This window comes from Streptomyces sp. NBC_00568 (assembly GCF_026341855.1).
Taxonomy (GTDB): Bacteria; Actinomycetota; Actinomycetes; order Streptomycetales; family Streptomycetaceae; genus Streptomyces.
The window spans coordinates 4,270,708-4,294,098 of the sequence record NZ_JAPENW010000001.1 but is presented as its reverse complement, the minus strand read 5'-3'; the positions used below and the strand labels follow the sequence as shown (position 1 = coordinate 4,294,098).

18 protein-coding genes are annotated in these 23,391 nt (G+C 72.5%); 9 read left to right on the top strand and 9 right to left on the bottom strand.

The features are described from left to right. Nucleotides 1-26: 26 nt before the first annotated feature. From OOK38_RS18725 to OOK38_RS18715, 3 genes are all read left to right on the top strand, one after another. Complete coding sequence (locus OOK38_RS18725; protein WP_266758982.1) at nt 27-962, top strand: bifunctional helix-turn-helix transcriptional regulator/GNAT family N-acetyltransferase; 936 nt, start codon at nt 27-29, stop codon at nt 960-962. 265 nt (nt 963-1,227) lie between these two features. Next, nucleotides 1,228-2,037, top strand: coding sequence for a sugar phosphate isomerase/epimerase (locus OOK38_RS18720; RefSeq protein WP_266758983.1), 810 nt, complete (start codon nt 1,228-1,230; stop codon nt 2,035-2,037). Nucleotides 2,038-2,127: 90 nt separating this feature from the next. After that, on the top strand, nt 2,128-3,024 hold the full coding sequence (locus OOK38_RS18715) for an MHYT domain-containing protein (RefSeq protein WP_266758985.1): 897 nt from the start codon (nt 2,128-2,130) through the stop codon (nt 3,022-3,024). Here the strand turns inward: OOK38_RS18715 and OOK38_RS18710 are convergent. After that, nucleotides 3,005-3,631, bottom strand: coding sequence for an alpha/beta hydrolase (locus OOK38_RS18710; RefSeq protein ID WP_266765696.1), 627 nt, complete (start codon nt 3,629-3,631; stop codon nt 3,005-3,007). The two genes, OOK38_RS18715 and OOK38_RS18710, sit on opposite strands and share 20 nt — an antisense overlap. Before the next feature lie 62 nt (nt 3,632-3,693). On the opposite strand from OOK38_RS18710, the gene OOK38_RS18705 reads away from it, so the two are divergent. Then, the gene (locus OOK38_RS18705; protein WP_266758987.1) at nt 3,694-4,629 is read left to right on the top strand and encodes a LysR family transcriptional regulator; all 936 of its coding nucleotides are present in this window, start codon (nt 3,694-3,696) and stop codon (nt 4,627-4,629) included. A 22-nt stretch (nt 4,630-4,651) separates the two neighbouring features. Here OOK38_RS18705 and OOK38_RS18700 read toward each other — a convergent pair whose 3' ends face one another. From OOK38_RS18700 to OOK38_RS18685, 4 genes are all read right to left on the bottom strand, one after another. Continuing rightward, nucleotides 4,652-5,296, bottom strand: coding sequence for a GNAT family N-acetyltransferase (locus tag OOK38_RS18700; protein WP_266758989.1), 645 nt, complete (start codon nt 5,294-5,296; stop codon nt 4,652-4,654). Between the two features lie 77 nt (nt 5,297-5,373). After that, entirely contained in the window at nt 5,374-6,633 is a 1,260-nt protein-coding gene (locus OOK38_RS18695) for a Gfo/Idh/MocA family protein (RefSeq protein WP_266758991.1), read from the bottom strand. A 110-nt stretch (nt 6,634-6,743) separates the two neighbouring features. Next, nucleotides 6,744-7,991, bottom strand: a complete 1,248-nt coding sequence (aroA, locus tag OOK38_RS18690; RefSeq protein ID WP_266758993.1) for a 3-phosphoshikimate 1-carboxyvinyltransferase — start codon at nt 7,989-7,991, stop codon at nt 6,744-6,746. A 4-nt stretch (nt 7,992-7,995) separates the two neighbouring features. Beyond that, on the bottom strand, nt 7,996-8,901 hold the full coding sequence (locus tag OOK38_RS18685; protein ID WP_266758995.1) for an EamA family transporter: 906 nt from the start codon (nt 8,899-8,901) through the stop codon (nt 7,996-7,998). Between the two features lie 116 nt (nt 8,902-9,017). Here OOK38_RS18685 and OOK38_RS18680 point away from each other — a divergent pair, with 116 nt between their 5' ends. The 3 genes from OOK38_RS18680 to OOK38_RS18670 all read left to right on the top strand — a co-directional run bounded on the left by OOK38_RS18680 (nt 9,018) and on the right by OOK38_RS18670 (nt 12,862). Continuing rightward, nucleotides 9,018-9,929, top strand: a complete 912-nt coding sequence (locus OOK38_RS18680; RefSeq protein ID WP_266758996.1) for a LysR family transcriptional regulator — start codon at nt 9,018-9,020, stop codon at nt 9,927-9,929. Between the two features lie 325 nt (nt 9,930-10,254). Continuing rightward, a complete protein-coding gene (locus OOK38_RS18675) occupies nt 10,255-12,123 on the top strand; it encodes a glycoside hydrolase family 3 protein (protein WP_266758997.1) in 1,869 nt (622 codons plus the stop codon). 109 nt (nt 12,124-12,232) lie between these two features. Then, nucleotides 12,233-12,862: a hypothetical protein gene (locus OOK38_RS18670; RefSeq protein WP_266758999.1), complete on the top strand. Its 630-nt coding sequence runs from the start codon at nt 12,233-12,235 to the stop codon at nt 12,860-12,862. Between the two features lie 25 nt (nt 12,863-12,887). Here the strand turns inward: OOK38_RS18670 and OOK38_RS18665 are convergent, their stop codons facing one another. Both OOK38_RS18665 and OOK38_RS18660 read right to left on the bottom strand, forming a co-directional pair. Next, nucleotides 12,888-14,345 carry a S28 family serine protease gene (locus OOK38_RS18665; protein WP_266759000.1) on the bottom strand — a complete coding sequence of 486 codons (1,458 nt, stop codon included), beginning with the start codon at nt 14,343-14,345 and terminating at the stop codon, nt 12,888-12,890. Between the two features lie 163 nt (nt 14,346-14,508). Further along, nucleotides 14,509-14,898, bottom strand: a complete 390-nt coding sequence (locus tag OOK38_RS18660) for a hypothetical protein (protein WP_266765697.1) — start codon at nt 14,896-14,898, stop codon at nt 14,509-14,511. Nucleotides 14,899-15,083: 185 nt separating this feature from the next. On the opposite strand from OOK38_RS18660, the gene OOK38_RS18655 reads away from it, so the two are divergent. Continuing rightward, nucleotides 15,084-15,560, top strand: a complete 477-nt coding sequence (locus OOK38_RS18655; protein ID WP_266759002.1) for a hypothetical protein — start codon at nt 15,084-15,086, stop codon at nt 15,558-15,560. Here the strand turns inward: OOK38_RS18655 and OOK38_RS18650 are convergent. Next, nucleotides 15,544-19,272: an ABC transporter ATP-binding protein gene (locus OOK38_RS18650; protein ID WP_266759004.1), complete on the bottom strand. Its 3,729-nt coding sequence runs from the start codon at nt 19,270-19,272 to the stop codon at nt 15,544-15,546. The two genes, OOK38_RS18655 and OOK38_RS18650, sit on opposite strands and share 17 nt — an antisense overlap. Before the next feature lie 191 nt (nt 19,273-19,463). Beyond that, the gene (locus tag OOK38_RS18645; protein WP_266759006.1) at nt 19,464-20,387 is read right to left on the bottom strand and encodes a serine hydrolase; all 924 of its coding nucleotides are present in this window, start codon (nt 20,385-20,387) and stop codon (nt 19,464-19,466) included. Between the two features lie 533 nt (nt 20,388-20,920). On the opposite strand from OOK38_RS18645, the gene OOK38_RS18640 reads away from it, so the two are divergent. Then, nucleotides 20,921-23,299 (top strand): glycosyltransferase family 39 protein, encoded by a 2,379-nt coding sequence (locus tag OOK38_RS18640; RefSeq protein ID WP_266759008.1) that lies wholly within the window; start codon nt 20,921-20,923, stop codon nt 23,297-23,299. Nucleotides 23,300-23,391 lie beyond the last annotated feature (92 nt).

Genomic DNA, 23,391 nt, shown 5'->3' with positions numbered 1-23,391 from the left:
TCCAGAGCCGACCTCCGGGGCCGATCATGACCGTCCAGGACATCCGCTCCTTCAACCGCTTCTACACGAACGTCATCGGCGCGCTCGACTACGGCCGCCATCTCTACGCGCCGTACACGCTGACAGAGTCCCGCGTCCTCTACGAACTGGCGCACACCCCCCGGACGGACGCCGCCGACATCCGGGCCGAACTCTCCCTGGACTCCGGCTATCTGAGCCGGATCCTGAACAGGTTCGAGCAGGACGGGCTGATCGAACGCGCCGCGTCCGAGAAGGACCCGCGACGCCGGCGGATCACGCTCACCGCGCGCGGCCGGGAAGCCGCCGCGCTGCTCGACGAGCGGGCGCGCCAGACCGTGGGCTCACTGCTGGCGACCGTGCCCCCAGCCGACCGACCGCGGCTCGCGGAGGCGATGCGCACGGTGCGGACGCTCCTGGGCGACGGGCGGGCCGCGCCCGGCCGCGAGGACGTCGTCCTGCGCGAACCGGGCCCCGGCGACCTCGGCTGGATCGTGCAGCGCAACGCGTCGCTGTACGCGGCCGAGTACGGCTGGAACACCGACTACGAGGGCCTGGTCGCCAGGATCGTCGCCGACTTCGCCGAGGATCACGACCCCCACCTGGAGCGGGTGTGGATCGCCGAGCTCGACGGGCGGCCCGTCGGGTGCGTGATGTGCGTACGGGACGACGCTCCCGGCACGGCCCGCCTGCGTCTGCTGCTCGTCGAGCCGGAGACACGGGGTCTCGGCATCGGCGACTGTCTGGTCGGGGCCGTCACCGGCTTCGCGCGCGGCGTCGGCTACCGCGAGCTCGTCCTGTGGACCAACGACGTCCTCGCCGCCGCCCGCCGCCTTTACCAGCGCCACGGTTTCGTCCTGGTCGCCGAGAAACCGCACCGGTCCTTCGGCGCGGATCTGGTGGGTCAGGACTGGCGGCTGGACCTGCGCGCCGGCCCGGAGTGACGCGGACCCACGTGGACCCGGGCGACACCGCCCCGGAGCGGCACGGACCGGACAGGCCGGGAAGGACACGAGCGGCATGGGCCGGAATGACACGGACGGGGAGTTACACGGGCCGGCGGTGACGTGGGTCGGGAGTGACACGGGCCCGGAGTGACACGGCCCCGGAATGGCATGGGCCGGGGGCGGGGGCGGGTGTCCGGCGCGCCCCCCGGGCGACACGGGCGACCCCTGTGACGGCGTGGCCCCACCCCGTAGGGTCCGGCCCATGAAGCTGGCGTTCTCCACTCTCGGTGTCCCCGGGCTCCCCGTCGCCGACGTCGTGCGGCTGGCCGTCGCCCACGGTTATCAGGGGGTCGAGCTGCGGGCGCATCCGGAGGAGCCCGTGCATCCGGGGATCGGCCCGGGTGAACGGGCCGCCGTGGCGGCGGAGTTCGGGTCGGGCGGCATCGAGGTGCTCGGGATCGCCGGATACACGCGGGTGGCGGCGCCGGGGGACGACGGTCCCGTCCTCGCCGAGATGCGTGAACTCCTCGAACTCGCCCGGGACGTGAACGCCCCCTTCGTCCGGGTCTTCCCGGGCGGCGACCCCGGGAGCGACGCCGGGGAGGCGGACGCGACGGCCGCGCGACGGCTCGGCACCGCAGCCGAGTACGCCGCCGATCTCGGGGTGCGCATCCTGCTGGAGACCCATGACTCGCACCGCACCGGGGCGGACGCGATCCGCGTCCTCGGCCGGGTCGGCCATCGTCACGCGGGCTCGCTGTGGGACGTGATGCACACCTGGCTGGGCGGCGAGAGTCCGGCGCAGACCTTCCCCGCGCTGTCCCCGTTCCTGGGGTATGTGCAGGTCAAGGACATCGCGTCGACCGAGGACACGACCCCGGTGCCGCTCGGCGAGGGGGTTCTGCCGCTCGGCGCGTGCGTGGACGCGCTCGCGCGCGGCGGGTGGGACGGGTGGCTGTGCTGGGAGTACGAGAAGCGGTGGTACGAGGCGGCGGCGCCGCTGGACACACTGCTGGGCCCGGGACGCGAGCATCTCGCCCGTCTGCTGAGCGAAGCCGCATCACAGAGTTAACTCAAAACCCATGACAAGAAACTGCTGACGCAACCTCGGCACGAGACCTTTCTCCTTCAAGTTACCTGTCCCCAGGGGGAGTTGGCATATATGCAAGGCACGGTGGACGGCTTCGGATACGGGGCGGTGACCCCGGTGGCCTCCTATCTCATCGCCTGTCTGGGCAGCGCTCTGGGGCTGCGCTGCGTCGTCCGTTCCCTGAACAACCGGCAGTCGTGGAAGCCCGGTTGGCTGGCGCTGGGGACGGCGACGATCGGCTGCGGCATCTGGACCATGCACTTCATCGCGATGACCGGCTTCCGGGTCCAGGGGATCGGGATCGACTACGACGTCCGCCTCGCGGCGCTCAGCCTCGCCGTGGCGATCGCGGTGGTCGGCGTCGGCGTCTTCACCGTGGGATACCGCGGCGCCACCAACACCACCCTGACCGCCGCCGGGATCTTCACCGGGCTCGGCGTGGCCGCCATGCACTACCTCGGCATGGCGGCACTCCAGCTGAACGGGTACCTCCAGTACGACGGAATCACGGTCGCGCTCTCCGTGCTCATCGCGGTCGTCGCCGCGACCGCCGCGCTGTGGGCCGCCGCGTCGTACCGGGGCTTCCTGGCCGCCCTCGGCGCCAGTCTCCTCATGGGTGTCGCCCTGACCGGCATGCACTACACCGGCATGGCGGCCCTCGGCGTGCACCTGCACGGCGCGGCCGACGCGTCGTACGTCACCGGGTCGTACGGCGGTGACTCGCCGGCCTCGACGCTGCTCCCCCTGCTCATCGGCCCGGTCGTCTTCCTGATCCTGGCCGGAGTGGTGGTGATGTTCGATCCCCAGCTCGTCCTCGGCGACGGGGACTGGAGCCGGGCGGCCCCTCGTCGGCGCGCCGTCGCGGCCACCACGCCCGAGGGCCCCGCGGCGCGCCCCCGGCAGCCCGACTCCCTGTTCGATCCCCGGGACCGGCGGACGGGCCGGCACACTAGCCCGCGCGGGCGGTGAGTTCCGCCGTTCCGTCCAGGCACCAGTCGAGCACGGCGGGCCACGGTCCGTACCCGGCTTCCAGGTCGAGGTGCCCGGCCCCGGACAGCATCCGCGTCGGTACGCCCAGGGGGTCGCCGTAGGCGGTGTCGGCGCCCTCGGGGCAGTACGGGTCGTCGTCGCCCGCGACCAGCAGGGTGGGGCCGGGAAGCGTGAAGTCCAGCTCGGTCAGGGCGAACGCGGCGATCTCCGGCAGCCCCGCGAGGACCGAGGCGGACGGCGGGGCGACGAGCAGCACCCGGTCGACGCCGGCCGGGCCCGGCAGCCCGCGGGCGGCGGCGTGCAGCCACAGCACGGCCGAGGCGCTGTGGGCGACGACCACCCGCTCGGCACCGGGCAACGCGTCCAGATGACGGGCCACTTCCGTCAGCCAGACCTCCAGGTCCGGGTCGTCGGGGTCGGGCAACTGCGGGTAGGTGACGTGGTGGCCCAGCTCTCCCAGCCGGCCGGCGAGCCAGTGCTGCCAGTGGCCTTCCGGACGGTGGTTCTGCCAGCCGTGCAGGATCAGGAAGGCGCGCCGGCGTTCCGCCAGGTCATCGGTGTCGCGCGTGTTCGTGGGCGTGTTCATGGGCGTGTTCATGAGCCGATGGTTGACGATTCCCGGTCTTTCGGTCCAGTTAATCTTTCCTGGTGGAACCGGTAAGCGAGACCTTCACCGTCGATCTGCGTCGCCTCACCGTGCTGCGCGAACTGCGGCGCCGCGGCAGTCTGGCCCGCACCGCGCAGGCCCTGCATCTGACGCCCTCGGCGGTCTCGCAGCAGATCGCCGCGCTGGCCCGCGAGCTGGGCGCACCGCTGACGGAGCGGGACGGCCGCGGCGTCCGGCTGACCGGGCAGGCGCAGGTCCTGCTGGCGCACGCCGATCTGATCGCCGCCCAGCTGGAGCGGGCGCGCGCCGATCTGGCGGCCTACGGCAGGGGCGGCCGCGGGTCGGTGACGATCGGCTGCTTCTCCAGCGGCATCCTCGGCCTCCTCCCGGACGCGCTGACGGCGCTGGCCGAGCGGCTCCCGCACGTCCGGATCGACGTCGTCGAGGCGCAGCCGCCGGACCTGTTCACGGCGCTGGACGCCGGGCAGCTCGACCTCGCCGTGGCCGTCGACTTCGCGGCCGCGCCCCCGCACACCGACCGGCGCTACCACCGCGTCGACGTGCTCCGGGACGTCCTGGATCTCGCCGTGCCGGCCGGCCACCGCCTCGCGGACCGCGAGCGGGTCGCGCTGCGGGAGCTCGCCACCGACCCCTGGATCGTGGGCGACGCGGCCAGTTGCTGCGGTGCGGTGACCCGCTCGGTCTGCGCGGCCGCCGGTTTCACGCCGGACATCCGGTATGCCGTGGACGACTGGGGCGCCCTGGCCGCTCTCGTCGAGGCGGGCCGGGGCGTGGCGCTGATCCCCCGGCTCGTCCGCCCGCTGTACGCCCACCGCCGGCTCGCCCTGCCGGCCACGCGGGGGACGCCACCGTCCCGGAACGTCTTCGCCGCCGTCCGCTCGGGCGCCGAGTCGGACCCGGTGCTGACCGCCGTACTCGATCAACTGCGGCTCACGGCTGCCGACTTGTTCGGGTGAACGCCGCGACGGAGGTCCCGCCCTACCGCACCGTCGCCCCGGCCGCGCGGGCCGCTCCGCGCACCCGCTCGGACAGCCGGTCCCGGCACGCGGGCCACTCCGCCGCCGTCACCGAATAGATCGCGGAGTCCCGCAGCAGACCGTCCTCGCCCGGCGCCCAGGAGCGCGACCAATTGCGCAGGACACCCTCCGGGCGGGCGCCGGTGCGCTCGATCGCGGCGCGGGAGCGGGAGTTGCGGGCGTCGGTCTTCAGGTCCACGCGGGAGACGCCCCACTCCTCGAAGGCGTGCCGGAACAGCAGGAGCTTCGACTCGGCGTTCACGCCCGTGCCCTGCGCGGAGGACGCGAGCCAGGTGAAGCCGACCTCGACGGCGTCGAGCCGGTCGTCCGAACGCCAGCACCGCGGCTCCCAGTACGCCGTGGCGCCGACCACCCGTCCGGAGGCGAGGGACACCTGCGCGTAGGGCGCGAGCATGCCCGTCGCGGCGCGGGCGAGCTGCGCGTCGACGTAGTCCCCGATCTCGTGGGCCCGGGGCACCCAGGTGAACGCGTACGAGTCCCGGTGCTCCTCCGCCGCCTCGGCGAGGCCGGCCGCGTGCCGGTGGCCGAGCGGCTCCAGCCGTACCAGCACACCCTCGAGAACCGGCCCCTTCATCTGGAAACCCAACGCCCCGCACCCCTTTGCCGCCCGGTATGTGTCCGAGCTGCGATTCCTATGCGGTGGGAGCGGCCCGTGTCCAGCGGTTATACGTCCTCGACGGTGCCCGCGTGCCGGGCTCGTTCGGCGGCCAGGACGGTGAGATGGCTGGTCAGGGACTCGCGCGGGCCGGACTTCACCAGGTCGGGGTTCCCGGTGGCGACGGCGGCGACGAAGGAGTCCATCAGCCCTGCGTCGCCGCCCCCGTGGCCGCCCGCCGCGTCCATGCCGCCCATGTCCGCGAGGTCGACGGCCTCCTCGGTCCGGGTCAGGAAGTCGTAGACGCTCACGCTGCCGCCGTCGCCGCGCAGTTCGCCCCGCGTCCCGAAGATCCGGGTCCGGCGGTCGGCCTGTTCGGTGAAGGCGGTCATGGTGAAGGTGGCGGTGGCCCCGGAGGCGAATTCCATCGACACCACCTGATGGTCGACCACGTCGTTGTCGCAGGCGTACACGCACCGCCCGTAGGGGCCCTCGCGCAGGGCGGTCTCCAGGGCCTCGGGGGTGAAGTCGTCGACCAGCACGCTCAGCGGCCAGTGGTGTTCGCCGCGGGCGAGCCGGTCGCCGTACTCGCGCCGGGCGGAGTAGGGGCAGGCGTTCTCCACCGCGCAGTCCAGGCAGCGGTCGGCGGCGCCCTCGGGCCTGTTCTCGGGCCGGAAGTGCGAGAGCCGTCCGAAACTGGAGACGCGTACGGGCGGTTGCCCGAGGATGTACTGCAACCAGTCCAGGTCGTGGCACGACTTGGCCATCAGCATGGACGTCGCCCGGTCCGTACGGCCCCAGTTGCCGCGGACGAAGGAGTGCGCCTGATGCCAGAAGCCGACGGGTTCCAGGTGCTGGACGTTGACGACGTCACCGAGCCGGCCGGAGTCGACGACCTCCTTCACGGCGCGGGTGTACCGGGTGTAGCGCAGCACGTGCCCGACCGCGAGGATCACCCCGGCCTTCTCCACCGCGTCGACGATCCGCCGGCACTCGTCCTCGGTCAGGGCCATCGGCTTCTCCAGCAGGATGTGATAGCCGAGGGCCGCGAACTCCAGTACGGGTTCGAGGTGTTCGCGGTCGAGGGTGCAGATCAGCACGGCGTCCGCGATCCGGCCGCGGGCGGCCAGCACCCGCCAGTCGTCCACCGCGGCGTCCGGTTCCAGGGCGTGGGCGGCCGCGAACCGGCGCCGCCGGGTCTCCCGCGGTTCGGCCACGGCCACCACCTTGGCCCGCTCCGGGCTGTCCAGGGCCCAGCGCGCGTGGCCGGTGCCCCGGTCTCCGGCACCGACGACGGCGAGTGTGACAACGGAGGCGACGGAGGACATCTGTGGACCGCTTTCCCAGTCGGGTAGCAGGCGCGGTTGGCGCCGTCCGTCGCGAAGCTAGCCGCCCTGGATCTCCGCGACAAGACGCCCGCGGCGCCCACCGGTCCCGCTCAGCCGCCCTCTCCCGCGGCTCCGGCGGCCGCCCACGCCCCGAACACCTCGTGGAAGGCCGGGAAGGTCTTGCGTACGCATCCGGGGTCGTCGAAGCCGATGCCCGGGGTGCGCAGCGACGTCACCGCGAAGGCCATGACGACGCGGTGGTCGCCGTATGTCGTGATCTCGGCGGCGGCCGGGGTGCCCGGGTGGATCTCGATCCAGTCGGGGCCTGTCTCCACGCGGACGCCGAGCCGCCGGAGGTTCTCCGCGCAGGCCTCCAGCCGGTCGCACTCCTTGACCCGGGTGTTGGCGACGTCCTCGATCCGGACCGGGCCCGAGGCGAAGGGCGCGATGGCGGCGAGCGTCGGCATGGTGTCGGAGATGTCCCGCATGTTGACGGTGAGACCGCGCAGTTCACCGGTGCCGCGCACCGTCGTGCGGTCGGACCCGCTCTCCACGTGCGCGCCCATCCGGCGCAGGACGTCCACGAAGCCGAGGTCGCCCTGGAGCGCCCGCGCGCCGAGGCCGCGGACGGTGACCTCGCGGCCGGTCAGGGCGGCCGCCGCGAAGAAGTAGCTCGCGGTGGAGGCGTCGGGCTCGACGGGGTAGGTGGTGGCCCGGTAGCCGCCGGGCGCCACCTCGAAGACGTCGCCCTGCACCCGTACGTCCGCCCCGAACGCGCGCATCATCGCGAGGGTGATCCCCACGTACGGCGCGGAGACCAGGTCGGTGACCTCGATGCGCAGGCCCTTGCGGGTCAGCGGGCCGAGCAGGAGGAGGGCGGTGAGGTACTGGGACGACTGACCGGCGTCGAGGGTGACCGTGCCGCCCTCCACCCCGGACGCCGCGATCCGCAGCGGGTGGTGGCCCTCCGCCTCCTCGTGCCGCAGGTCCACGCCGAGGTCGCGCAGCGCCTTCGACAGGGGTCCCAGCGGGCGGCGGCGCATCTGCGCGGAGGCGTCGAAGCGGTAGGTGCCGTGGCCGGCGGCGGCGAGCGTCGGCAGGAAGCGGGCCGTGGTCGCGCCGTCCCGGCAGTACACGTCCGCCCGGGTCACCGCCGGCCCCTGCGGGCGGCCGTCGATGTGCCAGGTGTCCGGGGTCCGGCCGACGCGGTAGCCGAGCCTGGTCAGGCCCTCGGCGAAGCCCTCGGTGTCGTCCGAGCGGAGCGGGCGGACGAGGCGGGTGACCCCGTCGGCCGCCGCCGCCAGGAAGAGCGCGCGGGCGGTGATGGACTTGGAACCGGGAATGTCGACAACGGCCATGTGGTCATGCTGGCGTCCCGACCCGCTCCCGCGCTGGAGCGTCCGCCGACTGGACCCTGCGGGGCGCGCGCGAGGTGAGTGCCACCCCGCCCACCAGCAGGGCCGCCGCTCCCCACCGCAGCGGGCCGATGGGCTCCCCCAGGAACAGCGCCGCCGCCGACATCCCGAAGACCGGGACGAGGAGCGAGAAGGGCGCGACCGTGGACGCGGGGTGCCGGTGCAGCAGCCAGCCCCAGGCGCCGAATCCGAAGACGGTGGTGATCCAGGCGACGTAGACGACGACTCCGGCGCCCTGCCAGTCCAGGGCGCGCAGGGCGTCGAGGTCGCGGGAGGGGCCCTCGGTGAGCAGGGACAGGCCGAGCAGCGGGAGGACGGGGACGGTGCTCACCCACACCATGAAGTTCAGCGGGTCGGGCGGGGACGCCTTGCGGGTGAGGACGTTGGACAGGCCCCAGCAGGCCGCCGCCGCGATGACCAGGGCGAAGGCGCCGAGGGGGCCGGCCGTGCCCTCGTCGACGGCGGCCAGGCCCACTCCGCACAGGGCCACCGCCATGCCGCACAGCTTGACGCGGGTGGGGCGTTCGCCGAGAAAGGCGAAGGCGACGATCGCGGTGAAGACGGCCTGGATCTGGAGCACGAGGGACGACAGTCCGGCGGGCATCCCCGCGTCCATGCCGATGAACAGCAGCCCGAACTTCGCGACGCCGAGGGCGAGTCCGACCGCCACGATCCACTTCCAGGCGACCTTGGGGCGGCCGACGAAGAACACGGCGGGCAGGGCTGCCACCAGGAAGCGCAGGGCCGAGAAGAGCAGGGGCGGGAAGTGGTCGAGGCCGACCTCGATGACGGTGAAGTTCACGCCCCAGACGGCGGCGACGAGGACGGCGAGACTGATGTGGGCGGGTCGCATGTGTCGAGCATCGGACGGCACCACCGTGTAGCACCAGCGCGAATATCTGCATGGATGGATGAAGCAGTGCTTACGTAAGCTGGGAGGTGAGCGATGCCGCGACCAGGGAGGCCCCCATGCTCGATCTCCAGCGTCTGCGCGCCCTGCACGCCGTCTCGGTGCACGGCACGGTCGGCGCCGCCGCGGCCGCGCTCGGTTACACCCCGTCCGCCGTGTCCCAGCAGATCGCGAAACTGGAGCGGGAGACCCGGACCGTCCTGCTGGAACGGCGCGGACGCGGTGTCCGGCTCACCGAGCAGGCCGAACAACTCGCCACCACGGCACAGGAGTTGCTGGCGATCGTGGAGCGGGCGGAGACCGAGCTGGAAGAGCGCCGGGGGATGCCGGCGGGGCGGCTGACAGTGGCCGCGTTCGCCTCGGCGGCGCGCGGTCTGATGCCGGCCGTCCTGGCCGATCTGGCCGTGCGGCACCCGGCCCTGGACACCCGCCTGACGGAGATCGACCCGCATCTGTCCGTCGACCTGGTCGCCAAGGGCGCGGTCGACATGGCCGTCGCGCACGACTGGGACATCGCCCCGCTGCCCGCCCCGCCGGGGGTGGAGCAGGCGGTGATCGGGGACGACCTCTGCGATCTGCTCGTACCCGCCGGGCACCCGTTCGCCGGGCGGTCCTCCGTACGGCGGGAGGAGCTGGGCGGTGAGCGGTGGATCTGCCAGCCGCCGGGGCGGGTCTGCCACGACTGGCTGGTCCGCACCCTGCGCGAGGCGGGCCACGAGCCGGACATCGCCCACCAAGCCGAGGAGAACCCGACCCTCGTCGCCCTCGTCGCCGCCGGCCTCGGCGTCGCCCTCATCCCCCGCCTCGGCCGGGGCCCCCTGCCCGCCGGGGTCGTGGAGGTGCCGCTCGATCCCCTGCCCGTCCGCCGTCTGTACGCGCTGTGGCGCTCCGGGGCGGCGCGCCGGCCGGCCATCGCCGAGACGGTCCGCACCCTCCGGTCGCACTGGCCGGCGGTGTCGGCGCGCGGTTGAGAGGGACCCACCGTCCTCATCCACCCCAGCCTTACCGACTTGCGGCGATCCCCCGAATCCGGGGAACCCGGGCCGCTCCCGCTTCGTCCCATCCGCATGCTGCCGGATGAGTCACCGCAGTGCGGTGTCGGCTTCGCTGCTGGCTGCGATCGCTGACCAACCCTCTCCGCCGCCTGCGGCCGGCAGTACGCCGTCACCGGCGCGCCCCCCTCCAACTGCGCCGGTGACGGCCCCTTCCCGGATACTGTGCACACCCTTGACTGGAAGAAACTTCCCGGATATTCGTGACTCCTCGGAAGTTTCCTTCACGAGGGAAGGAGCGCTTGTGCGCGACTCCAGCACGGGAAGCACCGCAAGACCGTCCGGGCCGACCGAGCCGGACAGACCGTCAAGACCCTCCCGGCGTACGGTTCTCGCCGCCACCGCGGGCGTCACCGCCGCGCTGGCCGCGGGCCCCCACGCCCACGCGGCCGAAGCCGGCCCGCACGGCGACAAGGCACTGCGCGCCCTCATCTCCCGTATGACCCTGGAGGAGAAGGTCGGCCAGCTGTTCGTGATGCGGGTGTACGGCCATTCGGCCACCGCGCCCGACCAGGCCGACATCGACGCCAACCTCAAGGAGATCGGCGTCCGCACGGCCGCCGAGCTGATCGCCAAGTACCGCGTCGGCGGGATCATCTACTTCGCCTGGGCGCACAACACCCGCGATCCGCATCAGATCGCCGCGCTGTCGAACGGGATCCAGCGGGCTTCGCTGGAGCAGCCGCGCGGACTGCCCCTGCTCATCTCCACCGACCAGGAACACGGGATAGTGGCTCGGGTGGGCAAGCCCGCGACGCTGCTCCCGGGCGCCATGGCGCTGGGCGCGGGCGGCTCGCGGGCCGACGCCCGGGAGGTGGGCCGCATCGGCGGGGCCGAACTGCGCGCGCTCGGCATCCGCCAGGACTACTCCCCCGTCGCCGACGTGAACGTCAACCCGGCCAACCCGGTGATCGGTGTCCGCTCCTTCGGTGCCGACCCGGAAGCGGTGGCGGGCCTGGTGGCGGCCGAGGTGAAGGGCTACCAGGGCTCGGGCGTCGCGGCCACGGCCAAGCACTTCCCCGGCCACGGCGACACCGCCGTCGACAGCCACTTCGGCTTCCCCGTCATCACCCACAGCCGCGACCTGTGGTCGACCCTCGACGCGGTGCCCTTCCGGGCGGCGATCCGCGCCGGCATCGACTCGATCATGACCGCGCACATCATGGTCCCGGCGCTCGACCCGGCCGGCGACCCCGCGACCCTCTCGCACCCGATCCTCACCGGCATCCTGCGCGGGGAACTCGGCTACGACGGCGTCGTGGTGACGGACTCGCTGGGCATGGAGGGCGTCCGCACGAAGTACGGCGACGACCGCGTCCCCGTCCTCGCCCTCAAGGCCGGTGTCGACCAGCTCCTCAACCCGCCCGACCTGAACGTCGCGTGGAACGCGGTGCTCAACGCCGTACGCGGCGGCGAGCTGACCGAGGCCCGTCTCGACGAGTCGATCCTGCGCGTCCTGCGGCTCAAGTCGAAGCTCGGGCTGCTGACCGACCCGTACGTCCGGGACGCGGCCGTCGACCGCGTGGTCGGCACCCCGGCACACCTCCGGGCGGCCGACCGGATCGCCGAGCGCACCACCACATTGCTGGTCAACAAGGAGGGGCTGCTCCCGCTGTCCCGGCGGCGCACCCCGAAGGTGCTGGTGGTGGGCGCCGATCCCGCCTCCCCCTCGCTGTCCGACGGGCCGCCCACCGCCGTTCTCGCCGGTGCGCTGACCGAACTGGGCTTCACGGCGACGGCCCTGTCCACGGGTACGGCACCCTCGGCGGCGACGATCGCCAAGGCCGTCGCGGCGGCGGCCGACGTGGACGCGGTGGTCGTCGGGACGTACAACGTCACGGCGACCGGGTCCCAGAAGACCCTGGTCGAGGGCCTCCTCGCCACGGGTGTCCCGGTGATCGCCGTCGCCATCCGCAACCCGTACGACGTCGCCCAGCTCCCCGGCGTCGGTGCCTGTCTGGCCGCCTACTCCTGGACCGACGTCGAACTGCGCGCCGCCGCCCGGGTGATCGCCGGCCGGGTGGAACCGCGGGGCAAGCTGCCGGTTCCGGTGCAGCGGGCGGACGACCCGGCGCAGGTGCTGTATCCGATCGGGTACGGCTTGACGTACTAGCCGTACGCAGCCCACCCGGCGCTCCACCCCCAAGTGAGCCAAAGGAAGCCGCGTGTCTGGCGTGTGCCCGCCTCGGCGGGTCACGCTGGCCGGGGGTTGGGGGGAAGCCATGCGGGCCAGCTCGGTGTGTCGGCGTTCCGGGGGAATGGTGTGCGCCCTGCTGCTGGCCTCGGCCGCCCTCGCGGGCTGCGACCGCTGGTCCGGCTCGGGCGCCGGACCCGGCCCGGCACCGGCCTCGACGCGCCCCTCCGGTTATGGATCGGTCTTCCTCGCCCGCGACGAGTGCAGCTCCTTCGGCACGGTCAGCTTCACGGAGGTGTCCTGCACCAGCGAACGGGCCGCCGCCCGGGTGATCGCCCGCTACGACGGCAAGGTCGCGGACGGCCCGTCCTGCCCGGCGATCACGGACTTCGTCCTGCACATCAGCGAGTCCGGGCCCGCCTCCGACGAGGACGGCGACGGCGCCGTCCCGCGGGGTTACGCCTGCATGCGCAAGCTCGAACCCCCGCACCCCGGCGACCCGGGCGGCGGCGGAGGTCCCCGCACCGTCGTCGGCGACTGTGTCCACGGCGCGGGCCGCGGGCAGGTCCGCGAGACGGCGTGCGACGGCACCGGCGAGAAGCGCCCGGAGTACAAGGTGACGTCGGCGGTCACGGCCCGCTCCGACTGCCCGTCCACCACGGAGCTCTACGTCGAACTCGGCGGTACCAGGCCGGTGGGCTGCGCCCGCCCGCTGTGAACCGGGGGCGGGCGCAGCCGGGACGCTACGGACGCAGCGTCATGTCGCGTTCGACGTCACGCCGGTCCAGCTTCGCGTCGAACGCCGCGAGCGGCCTGGCCGCCGACGGGTTCGCCTGGACCGTCGCGGAGGCGACACCCGCCCACGCGAGGATGCGGGCGGTGGCGAGCGCCTTCTGGTCGGCGACGAGCCCCGCGACATTGGCGCCGTGGTTCAGGCCCGGCGCCGTGAAAACGTACGCGTCGCGCGCCCCGGAGCCGAGGCGGAAGCGCTCGGCGCCCCACGGGTCGTTCTGGCCGTAGACGAACAGCATGTGGTGCGCGTGGTGGCGGACCCAGCCGTCCACGTCACGCATCGCCGACGGCCGGAACGTCATCGGGATGGAGCGCGGCACGAAGTTCCGCGGGGGCTGGTAGCCGTAGCGGAGGTACTTCTTCTCGATGTGCGGGAAGTGGATCGTCGGCGCGCCCAGCTGGGTGCCCGCCTGGTAGTAGTACGGGGTGTACGGCTCGAGCCCCTGGTCGGTGTAGAAGGAGAAGCCGGAGATCGTGTCGACGGAGGTCCAGATCTCGTCGTCGGTGGCGGACTTGGCGTCCGCCGGGATCGCTTCGCAGTCCGCCAGCAGGCTGTACTGCCAGAAGCCCCACACGTAGTCGAGGACGACCGCCTCGTACGCCTTGTCGAGGCTGCCGACGGTGGTGAAGGTGTAGCCGTTCTCGGCGGCGTACGCCGCGTACTTCTTCTCCAGCGGCTCCCGGCGCACCAGGGCCTCGCGCTGCACGGCGTTCAGCTTGTCGCGGCACTCCTTGGTGCCGACACCCGCGAAGAAGCGGTCGTACGCCGAGTCCTCGTCGTTGACGACGTCGTTGGGCGCGACGTAGGCGACGACTCCGTCCATGTCGCGCGGGTAGAAGCGCTCGTAGTACGTGGCGGTCATGCCGCCCTTGGAGCCGCCGGTGGAGATCCACTTCTTGCCGTAGAGCGGCTTCAGGGCCTGGAAGATGCGGTGCTGGTCGCTGGCCGCCTGCCAGATGTCGAGCTTGGACCAGTCGGCCGGGTCGGGCCGGGACGGCGTGAAGAAGCGGTACTCCATCGAGACCTGGTTGCCGTCCACGATCTGGGTCGGCTCGCGCCGGCTCGGGGTGGTGGAGACGTTGTAGCCGCCCGTGTAGAAGACCGTCGGGCGCGCGGTGTCCTTGTGCAGCACCGTGATGCGCTGCTGGAACGTGCCCTTGGACGGGTGCCGGTGGTCGATCGGCTGGGTGTAGTTCAGGACGAAGAACCGGTAGCCGGTGTACGGCTTCTCCTGGATCAGGCTCATGCCCGGGATCGCGAGAAGCCGGTCCAGGATGTCCTCGTCGGTCGTACCGGTCGTACCGGTCGTGGCGGTGGCCTCCGGCTGGGCGGCGGTGGCCGCCCCGGCCGTGCTCATCGTGCCTATGAGCACGGTGAGCGCCAGCAGCCATCTGAGCGCCTTGCGCATGCACCCTCCCCTGGGAATACGCAGATGTCCGCCGGAACCTAGCGGAGCAACTCCCGTGACACCAGGGGTTCTTGGGCCAACGCTGTGGACTTTCGGTGAAGCGGCGGAGAATGCCGGGCCGGCCGGCGGCGTCGGGACGTGAGGGTTTCCGGGGCGGTACGGCTCAGCAGAGGATCCAGCCGGAGCTCATCGAGCCCGAGCCGACCGAGCCCTTGATCCGGACGCAACGGTGGCCCGCGTGCACGGTCACCGGGCCCGCGTGATGCGCGAAGTGCCCCGAGTCGATCACCGGCCGGCCGCCGCGCGCCTGCACGCTGACGGACATCCGCTTGCGGGAGCCGTGCGCCTTGGGGAAGGTCACGGCGCAGACATAGCCGCCGCGCTTGTACACGTGCACGGAACCGGTCGTGAAGGGCAGTGTGCGGACCTTGCGGCCCGAGCAGGAGGAGGCGGCGGCCTGGGCGCTCCCGGGGCTCACGAGCGCGAGCAGCCCGGACGCGGTCAGCACGGCCACGCCGAGCGCCAGCCGTCGGCGTATCGCACCACTGTCCACTGTCGTCCCTCCCGCAGCAATCAGCGTACTGGTGTACGGACGCAGGACGTACGGCGGATGGTTGCGCACCGCGGGGACGCCGATGTCGATCCTCGCTTCACCCATGCGAGGTTTTTTCCTTTTTCAGGGCAACCGTGCCCGTTTACCCGGGGTCCAACTGATCAGAAAACGAAAGGCGGTAGTTCATGTCCGGCATCAAGCCCTCCCGCACGACCGGCCGCGCACTCGTCGCCGCGGCCCTTCTGATCACCGCCGGTGCCTCCGTACCGGCCGTCGCGCGTTCCACCGCCCCGCCGCCCGCCCGCAGCGGGAGCAACGGCCCCGCCTACGACCGCGTGGCCGACTTCTACGGCTCCTACATCGACGCCGTGACCGACTCCGGCTCGGGCCGCCTCAGCACCCAACTGCGGTCCTTCTACCTGACCTCGGGGCTCCGCTCCCGCCTGACGACCTGGGAGAACCGCCGGCACGCCGACGGGGTGCTGCGCGCCCAGGACGTGCCGCGCGCCTGGAAGGTGACAGCGGGCGACAGCGGCGCCGGGCACACGTGGTCGACGGTCCGGCTGACCTGGGGCTCCGACCGGCATCCGACGTACACCTATCTGACGGTGCAGTCGGATCTGGCGACGAAGAAGATCTCCGACATCAAGCAGAGGAGCTGACCGGCTCCTCGGGTTCCGGGGCGCCCACGAACGTCCGCCACAACGCGGCGTAGCGGCCGTCGAGCCGGAGCAGTTCGTCGTGGGTGCCGTCCTCGGTCACGCGGCCGTGGTCCATCACCACGACCCGGTCCGCTCGGGCGGCCGTCGTCAGCCGGTGGGCGACCACCAGCGTCGTACGGCGGCCCGCCAGCCGGTCGGTGGCCTGGTTGACCAGGGCCTCCGTCGCCAGGTCCAGCGCGGCCGTCGCCTCGTCGAGGAGCAGGACGTCCGGATCGACCAGCTCCGCGCGGGCCAGCGCGATCAGCTGGCGCTGGCCGGCGGAGAGGTTGCGGCCGCGCTCGGCGACCTCGTGGAGATAGCCGCCGTCCAGTGTGGCGATCATGTCGTGGGCGCCGACCGCGCGGGCGGCGGCCTCCACCTCGGCGTCGGTGGCGCCCGGACGGCCGTAGGCGATGGCGTCGCGGACGGTGCCCTGGAAGAGGTAGGCCTCCTGGGGGACGACACCGAGCCGGTGCCGGTAGGCGGTGATGTCGAGGTCGCGCAGGTCCGTGCCGTCGACCGTGACCCGGCCGCCCGTCGGGTCGTAGAACCGCGCGACCAGCTTCACCAGCGTCGACTTGCCCGCGCCGGTCTCCCCGACGAAGGCCACGGTCTGCCCGGCGGGGATGCGCAACGACACCGCGCTGAGCGCCTCCTCGGCCTCGTCCGCCGGTCCGTACGCGAAGCCGACGTCCTCGAAGGCGATCTCGCCCCTCAGCGACGGCACCTCCAGGGGCTCGTCGGCCGCCTTCGTCGACGTCGGCTCCCGGAGCAGCTCCTGGATGCGGCCCAGTGAGACGGTGGCCTGCTGATAGCCGTCGAAGACCTGCGAGAGCTGCTGCACGGGAGCGAAGAACAGGTCGATGTAGAGGAGATAGGCGACCAGCGCGCCGGTGGTGAGCGTGCCGGAGTCGATCCGGTGGGCGCCCACGATCAGCACGGCCGCCGCGGCCCCCGAGGCCAGCAGCTGGACGAACGGGAAGTAGACGGAGATCAGCCACTGCCCGCGGATCCGGGCCCTGCGGTAGCTGTCGCTGCCCTCCGCGAACCGCCGGGCGCTCGCGTCCTCGCGCCGGAACGCCTGGAGGATCCGCAGCCCGGACACCGACTCCTGGAGATCGGCGTTGACCGCCGATACCCGCTCACGGGCCAGTTCGTACGCCTTGACGCTCGCCCGGCGGAAGAAGAACGTGCCGATGACCAGCGGCGGCAGCGTCACAAAGACGACCAGCGCCAGCTGTACGTCGATCACCAGCAGGGCGACCATGATGCCGAAGAAGGTGACGACGGAGACGAACGCGGTGACCAGCCCGGTCTGCAGGAACGTGGACAGCGCGTCGACGTCGGTCGTCATCCGGGTCATGATCCGGCCCGTGAGCTCCCGCTCGTAGTAGTCGAGGCCGAGGCGCTGGAGCTGCGCGAAGATCTTCAGGCGCAGCGCGTACAGGACCCGCTCGCCCGTCCGGCCCGTCATCCGGGTCTCACCGATCTGCGCCGCCCACTGGACGAGCACGGTGACCAGCGCGAGCGCGGCCGCCGCCCACACCGCGCCGAGCGCGAGCCGGGTGACTCCCTGGTCGATGCCGTGCCGGATCAGGATGGGCAGCAGCAGCGTCATCACCGCGTCGACGGCGACCAGGGCGAGGCTGATGAGCAGCGGGGCCCCGAAGCCGCGCAGCAGTCTGCGCAGTCCGTAGGACTCCTCGGCCGCGACCGCGCGGGCCTCGTCGACATCCGGGACGTCGACGGCCGGGGGCAGTGCCTCGACCTGCGCGAGGAGTCCCGGGGTGGCGGGCATCCCGGCGAGCGCGTTGTCCCTGGGCTCGCGGTCACCGGTCCACAGGCGCGGCGTCACCCCGCGCTCGGCGTCGAACTCGGCGTCCAGCTCGTCGCGTACGGAGGTGTCCTCCTGCGGCACCGCCGGCCGGGTGTGCCCCGGGGAGACACCGCCCAGCTCGTCGGGGTCGGTGAGCAGCCGCCGGTAGAGCGCGGAGCGGGACTGGAGCTCGTCGTGGGTGCCGATGTCGGCGAGCCGGCCACCGTCCAGGACGGCGATGCGGTCGGCGAGGTTCAGGGTGGAGCGCCGGTGCGCTATCAGCAGGGTCGTGCGGCCCTCCATGACGTGCTTCAGCGCCTCGTGGATCTCGTGCTCGACCCGGGCGTCCACGGCGGAGGTGGCGTCGTCGAGGACGAGCAGCCGCGGGTCGGTGAGGATCGCGCGGGCGAGCGCGACGCGCTGGCGCTGCCCTCCGGAGAGGGTGAGTCCGTGCTCGCCGACCGTGGTGTCGTAGCCGCCGGGCAGCTCAGCGATGAACCGGTCGGCCTGGGCGGCACGGGCCGCGGTCTCGATCTCGTCCTGGGTGGCGTCGGGGCGGCCGTAGGCGATGTTGGCGCGCACGGTGTCGGAGAAGAGGAAGGAGTCCTCGGGGACGAGGCCGATCGCGGCGCGCAGGGACTCCGTGGTCAGCTCGCGGACGTCGTGCCCGCCGATGAGGACGGCGCCGTGCGTCACGTCGTAGAAGCGGGGCATCAGCAGCGAGACCGTCGACTTGCCGGAGCCGGACGAGCCGACGACGGCGACGGTCTCGCCGGGCCGGATCTCGAAGCTCAGCCCGTCCAGGACCGGCCGGCCCTCCTCGTACCAGAAGGACACGTCGTCGAACTCGACGGTGGCGGGCGCGTCGGCCGGCAGGGCCTTGGTGCCGTCCTTGATCGACGGCTCGGTGTCGATGAGCTCGAGGACCCGCTCGGCGCCGGCGCGGGCCTGCTGCCCGACGGTGAGGACGACGGCCAGCATCCGCACCGGTCCGACGAGCTGCGCGAGGTACGTGGAGAACGCCACGAAGGTGCCCAGCGTGATCTGGCCGCGCACCGCCAGCCAGCCGCCGAGGGCGAGCATCGCGACCTGGCCGAGGGCGGGCACGGCCTGGAGGGCCGGGGTGTATTTGGAGTTCAGCCGGATGGTCCGCAGCCGCCCGGCGAAGAGCCGCCGCCCGACCTCGCGCAGCTTGCCGGTCTCCTGGTCCTCCTGCCCGAAGCCCTTGACCACGCGGACGCCGCTGACGGCGCCGTCGACGACCCCCGCCACGGCGGCGGCCTGCGCCTGCGCGTACCAGGTGGCCGGGTGCAGCTTGGAGCGGCTGCGCTTGGCGACGAACCACAGGGCCGGGGCGACGGCCAGCGCCACCAGGGTGAGCGGCAGGGACAGCGCGGCCATGATCCCGAGGGAGATCAGGAAGAGCAGGATGTTCCCGATGGTCATCGGGAGCATGAAGAGCAGGCCCTGGATCAGCTGGAGGTCACTGGTCGCGCGGCCCACGACCTGCCCGGTGGACAGTTCGTCCTGGCGCCGCCCGTCCAGCCGGGTGATCGTCCCGTACATGTCGGTACGGAGATCGTGCTGGACGTCGAGGGCGAGCCGGCCGCCGTAGTAGCGGCGGATGAAGGTGAGGACGTAGACGAGGACGGCCGCGCCGAGCAGCGCGCCCGCCCAGGGGGCCATGCCGCGGCTGTGATCACTGATGACGTCGTCGATGACCACCTTGGTGATCAGCGGGACCACCGCCATCACGGCCATGCCGCCCAGTGAGGAGCCGAGCGCGAGCACCACGTCCTTCGGGTACCGCCACGCGTACCCGGCGAGCCGCCGTGCCCATCCCCGCTCCGCTGCCACTCCGGTGCCTTCCGTAGATCTCACTCCGCCGGAAGTCACCAACGCCGGAAGGAACGGATTTCATCCCTCCGCAACAATTCGCCCGCCCATCCACGCAACAGCAGTCCGCCCGCCGGGCCAGGGGGCCGGGCGGGCGGACGACGGAGTACGAAAAGGTGTACGAAGGTGACGGCGCGGGTCTCCGGACCCGGTCAGCCCGCCGGGACGGCCGGGAAGGCCTCCGTCGGCTGCGAGGTCGGCGTGAACCGCTGGGGGGCGACGGTGACCGGCACGAGGTCCTTGTGGATGACCTTGGCGACGGCCTGAATGGTGGCGACGCCGTAGTCCATGGTGCTGCTGCCGACGGTGAGCACCGACATCATGTAGTCGCGGCCGCCCCCGTTGAAGGTGCCGAGGCTGTGCACCCGCCATGCGTTCGAGGAGCGCGAGAGCCAGCCGTTCTTGACGTGCACGGCGACCGTCGAGGGCGCCCCGGCCGGTGTCCCCCAGCGCTGCGAGGAGACGACCTTGCCCATCAGCTTCAGGATGTACGCGCGGGAGTTGTCGCTCAGCACCGTGTTCTTGGCGGTGACGAGCTTGAGCAGCTTCTGCTCGTCGGTGACGTTGATCTGGGTGAGACCCCAGTAGCCCCCGGTGCCCGGTGTGGTCTTCGTCATCCCGGCCGCGGTCAGGAAGCCCTTGATCTTCGTCAGACCGAGCTGGTTCCACAGCTTGGTGGTCGAGGCGTTGTCCGACTGGGTGATCATCTTGGTGGCGAGCGAGGTCTCGGTGCTCGTCAGATAGCGGTTGTGCTTCTTCGCGTCCCACAGCAGCGTGGCGAGGACGGTGACCTTCACCGTGCTGGCCGAGTCGAACGAGGTGGTGGCGCGGAGTGTGCAGGTCGTGTTCGTCGAGCGGTCGTACAGTCCGACCGCGACGGTGCCCCTGCGGTTCGCGAGCGCCGCGGTGATGTCCGTCTGCAGCTTGGCGGCCAGACCGGCCTTGCTCGACGTACAGCTGACCGTCGGCGCCGGTGCGGCACCGGCCGGGGCCGCGGCGATCGCGATCGGCACGATCACCGCGGCACCGAGGCTCGTCGCGAGCACACGGGCAGCCCGGGATATCCGGTGAGTCATGGAGGCTTCCCATCCCCTTGAAGCGATACGAACGCGCCCCCGGCGCGCTCGCCCCAGATGACTCGCAGGGGGGTCCGAAAGTTGTACGGGTGTTCCAGAGACGGGCGTCCGGTGTTCCGGCGGCGGGGATTCGGGTGCTCCGGGGCGAGGGGCGGATGCCCTGGTGATCCGGCGACGGAGGGCGGATGCCCTGTTCATCCGGGGCGGGGGCAGATGCCCCGGTGCCCCGAGGGCGGGGGCAGATGCCCCGCTGATCCGAGGGCGGGGCGGATGTCCTGGTGATCCGGCGGCGGGGCGGATGTCCTGGTGATCCGGCGGCGGAGGGCGGATGTCCTGTTCATCCGGGGCGGGGGCAGATGCCCCGGTGCCCCGAGGGCGGGGGCAGATGCCCCGCTGATCCGAGGGCGGGGCGGATGTCCTGGTGATCCGGCGGCGGGGCGGATGTCCTGGTGATCCGGCGGCGGAGCCGGACGCACAGCTCACCCCCAGGCGGACCACAGTCCGCACCCATCACTTCGCGTCATGGTGCGGTGGTGACGTCTGCCACTGACCCCTTGCCCGACGCCCCCACGACTCCCCACGCCGCGCCGCCGGCGCCCGCGCACGCGGAGCCCGCGGAGGCGGCGCCGGCCGCGCCGCGCTGGTCGCTGCCCGCGCTGCTCGCGATCCTCGCCCTGGCCGCGGTCCTGTACTCCTGGAACTTGTCGGCCGCCGGCCTCAACAGCTTCTACAGCGCCGCGGTGCTCAGCGGTACCGAGAGCTGGAAGGCCTGGTTCTTCGGCTCGCTCGACGCCGGGAACTTCATCACGGTCGACAAGCCGCCGCTCGCTCTCATGATCATGAGTCTGTCCTGCCGGGTCCTCGGCTTCGGGACCTGGCAGATGATGGCGCCGATGATCGCCGCCGCGCTCGGCACGATCTGGATCCTGCACTCCTCCGTGAAGCGGGCCTTCGGCCACGCGGCGGCCGCGGTGGCCGCGCTGGTCCTCGCGCTCACCCCGATCACGGTCGCCATCAACCGCGACAACAACCCCGACACCACCCTGGTCCTGCTGATGGTCGCGGCCGCGGCCCTCGGTCTGCGGGCCACCCGGGACGGCCGGCTGCTGCCGCTGCTCGGCTCGGCGGTGTGCTTCGGGCTCGCGTTCAACACCAAGATGCTCCAGGCGTACATCGCCCTGCCCGCCGTCTTCGCCGTGTACGTGTACGCCTCCCGGCTCGGCTGGGCGAAGAAGGTCCGCGACCTGCTGCTCGCCACCGTGGCCCTGGCCGTCGCGAGCTTCTGGTGGGCGGCCGCCGTCTCGCTCGTACCGGCCGACGAGCGCCCGTACATCGGCGGCTCCACGGACGGCTCCGCCTGGGACCTGATCATGGGCTACAACGGCCTGGGCCGGGTGCTGGGCGGCGAGGGCAACGGCGGAGGCGGTGGGGGCGGCGGAGGCGGCACCTTCGCCGGGACCGCGGGCCTCGGCCGGATGTTCAACGACATCCTCGGCGGCCAGATCTCCTGGCTGCTGCCCTTCGCGGGGATCGCGCTCGTCGGCGGCCTGATGCTGCGCGGACGTGCGCCGCGCACCGACCCCGAGCGCGCCGCGCTGGTGCTGTGGGGCGGCTGGACCCTGCTGCACTATCTGACGTTCAGCATGGCCGAGGGCACCATGCACCCCTACTACACGACCGCGCTGGCCCCCGGCATCGCGGCCCTGACCGGCGCGGGCGGCGTCATGCTGCTGCGCGCCTTCCGCGGCCAGGACGCCCGGTGGCGGTGGGTGCTGCCGGCCGGACTAGCGGTCACCGCGATCTGGGCGGTCGTGCTGCTGCGCCGGGCCGCCGACTGGAACGGCTGGCTGTGGCCGGCCGTCGCGGTGGTCATGGCGCTGGCGATCGCCGGCCTGTTCCTCTTCCGCTCCGGCAACCGTGCCCGGCTGCTCATGGCCTCCGTGGCCGCCGCGGTCGTCGCGGCCCTCGCCGGCCCGGCGGCGTACGCGATCGCCGAACCCGCGGCAGCCGGTGGTGGCCCGGGCGGCGGCATGGGCGGCACCAACCCGACGGCGGGGCCGACCACCGGCAGCGGAGGCTTCGGCGGCGGTCCAGGCGGTGGCCGGGGCGGCTTCGGTGGCGAGGCGCCCGGCGGCAACACGCAGGGCGGTCCGAACGCCGAGGCGGGCGGACAGGCGGGCGGCTTCCCCGGAGGGGGCGAGGCGCCCGGCGGTGGCGGCCAGGCATCCGGCGGGAACGGCGAGCAGCCCCAGGGCGGCTTCCCCGGCGGCGGCCAGGACGCGGGCCAGCAAGGCGGCGGAAACGGGGAGTTCCCCGGTGGCGGCCAGACCGAAGGCGGGAACGGCGGCGCCCCGGGCGGTACCGCGGAGGGGCCCGGCGGCGCGGGCGGCTCCGGCGGGGGCGGTGGCGGCATGGGCGGGACCGCCGGCAGCGCCCTGGTCTCCTATCTGGAGAAGCACCAGGACGGCGCCAAGTGGCTGCTGGCGGTGTCGAATTCGCAGGGCGCGGCGCAGCTGATCGTGAGCACCGGCAAGCCCGTCATCTCCATGTTCGGCTTCACCGGTTCCGACAAGGCGATGACCCTCGCCAAGCTCAAGGAGCTCGTGCGCAAGGGCGAGTTGCACTACATCCAGCTCGGCGGCGGCATGGGCGGCGGGATGGGCGGAAACAACACGCTCAGCTCGCAGATCACCACGTGGGTGGAGAAGAACGGCACGGCGGTGAAGGAGAGCACCTACGACAAGTCCGCGTCGTCCGGGTCCACTTCGGAGTCAGGATCCACTTCGGACACCGGATCCGCATCCGGCGCCGGGTCCGACACCGGATCCGCATCCGACTCCGGATCCGCCGCGCGCAGTGGCGGCCAGTCGGCCTCGACGCTCTACCGGCTGGACCCGTCCGACGTCGGCTGACCCACCCGTCCGACGTCGGACGACCCAACCGCCCGACACCCGGCGGCCCCTGACCACATGTCCGGTCAGGGGCCGCTCGTTCGTTCTGTCAT

Bases quoted from the DNA above. Each gene is read 5' to 3' on its own strand.
- OOK38_RS18665 (WP_266759000.1), bottom strand. From the start codon at position 14,345: ATGCGCAAGGCGCTCAGATGGCTGCTGGCGCTCACCGTGCTCATAGGC.
- OOK38_RS18725 (WP_266758982.1), top strand. From the start codon at position 27: ATGACCGTCCAGGACATCCGCTCCTTCAACCGCTTCTACACGAACGTC.
- OOK38_RS18720 (WP_266758983.1), top strand. From the start codon at position 1,228: ATGAAGCTGGCGTTCTCCACTCTCGGTGTCCCCGGGCTCCCCGTCGCC.
- OOK38_RS18645 (WP_266759006.1), bottom strand. From the start codon at position 20,387: ATGACTCACCGGATATCCCGGGCTGCCCGTGTGCTCGCGACGAGCCTC.
- OOK38_RS18670 (WP_266758999.1), top strand. From the start codon at position 12,233: ATGCGGGCCAGCTCGGTGTGTCGGCGTTCCGGGGGAATGGTGTGCGCC.
- OOK38_RS18710 (WP_266765696.1), bottom strand. From the start codon at position 3,631: ATGAACACGCCCACGAACACGCGCGACACCGATGACCTGGCGGAACGC.
- OOK38_RS18685 (WP_266758995.1), bottom strand. From the start codon at position 8,901: ATGCGACCCGCCCACATCAGTCTCGCCGTCCTCGTCGCCGCCGTCTGG.
- OOK38_RS18655 (WP_266759002.1), top strand. From the start codon at position 15,084: ATGTCCGGCATCAAGCCCTCCCGCACGACCGGCCGCGCACTCGTCGCC.
- OOK38_RS18680 (WP_266758996.1), top strand. From the start codon at position 9,018: ATGCTCGATCTCCAGCGTCTGCGCGCCCTGCACGCCGTCTCGGTGCAC.
- aroA (WP_266758993.1), bottom strand. From the start codon at position 7,991: ATGGCCGTTGTCGACATTCCCGGTTCCAAGTCCATCACCGCCCGCGCG.
- OOK38_RS18695 (WP_266758991.1), bottom strand. From the start codon at position 6,633: ATGTCCTCCGTCGCCTCCGTTGTCACACTCGCCGTCGTCGGTGCCGGA.
- OOK38_RS18715 (WP_266758985.1), top strand. From the start codon at position 2,128: ATGCAAGGCACGGTGGACGGCTTCGGATACGGGGCGGTGACCCCGGTG.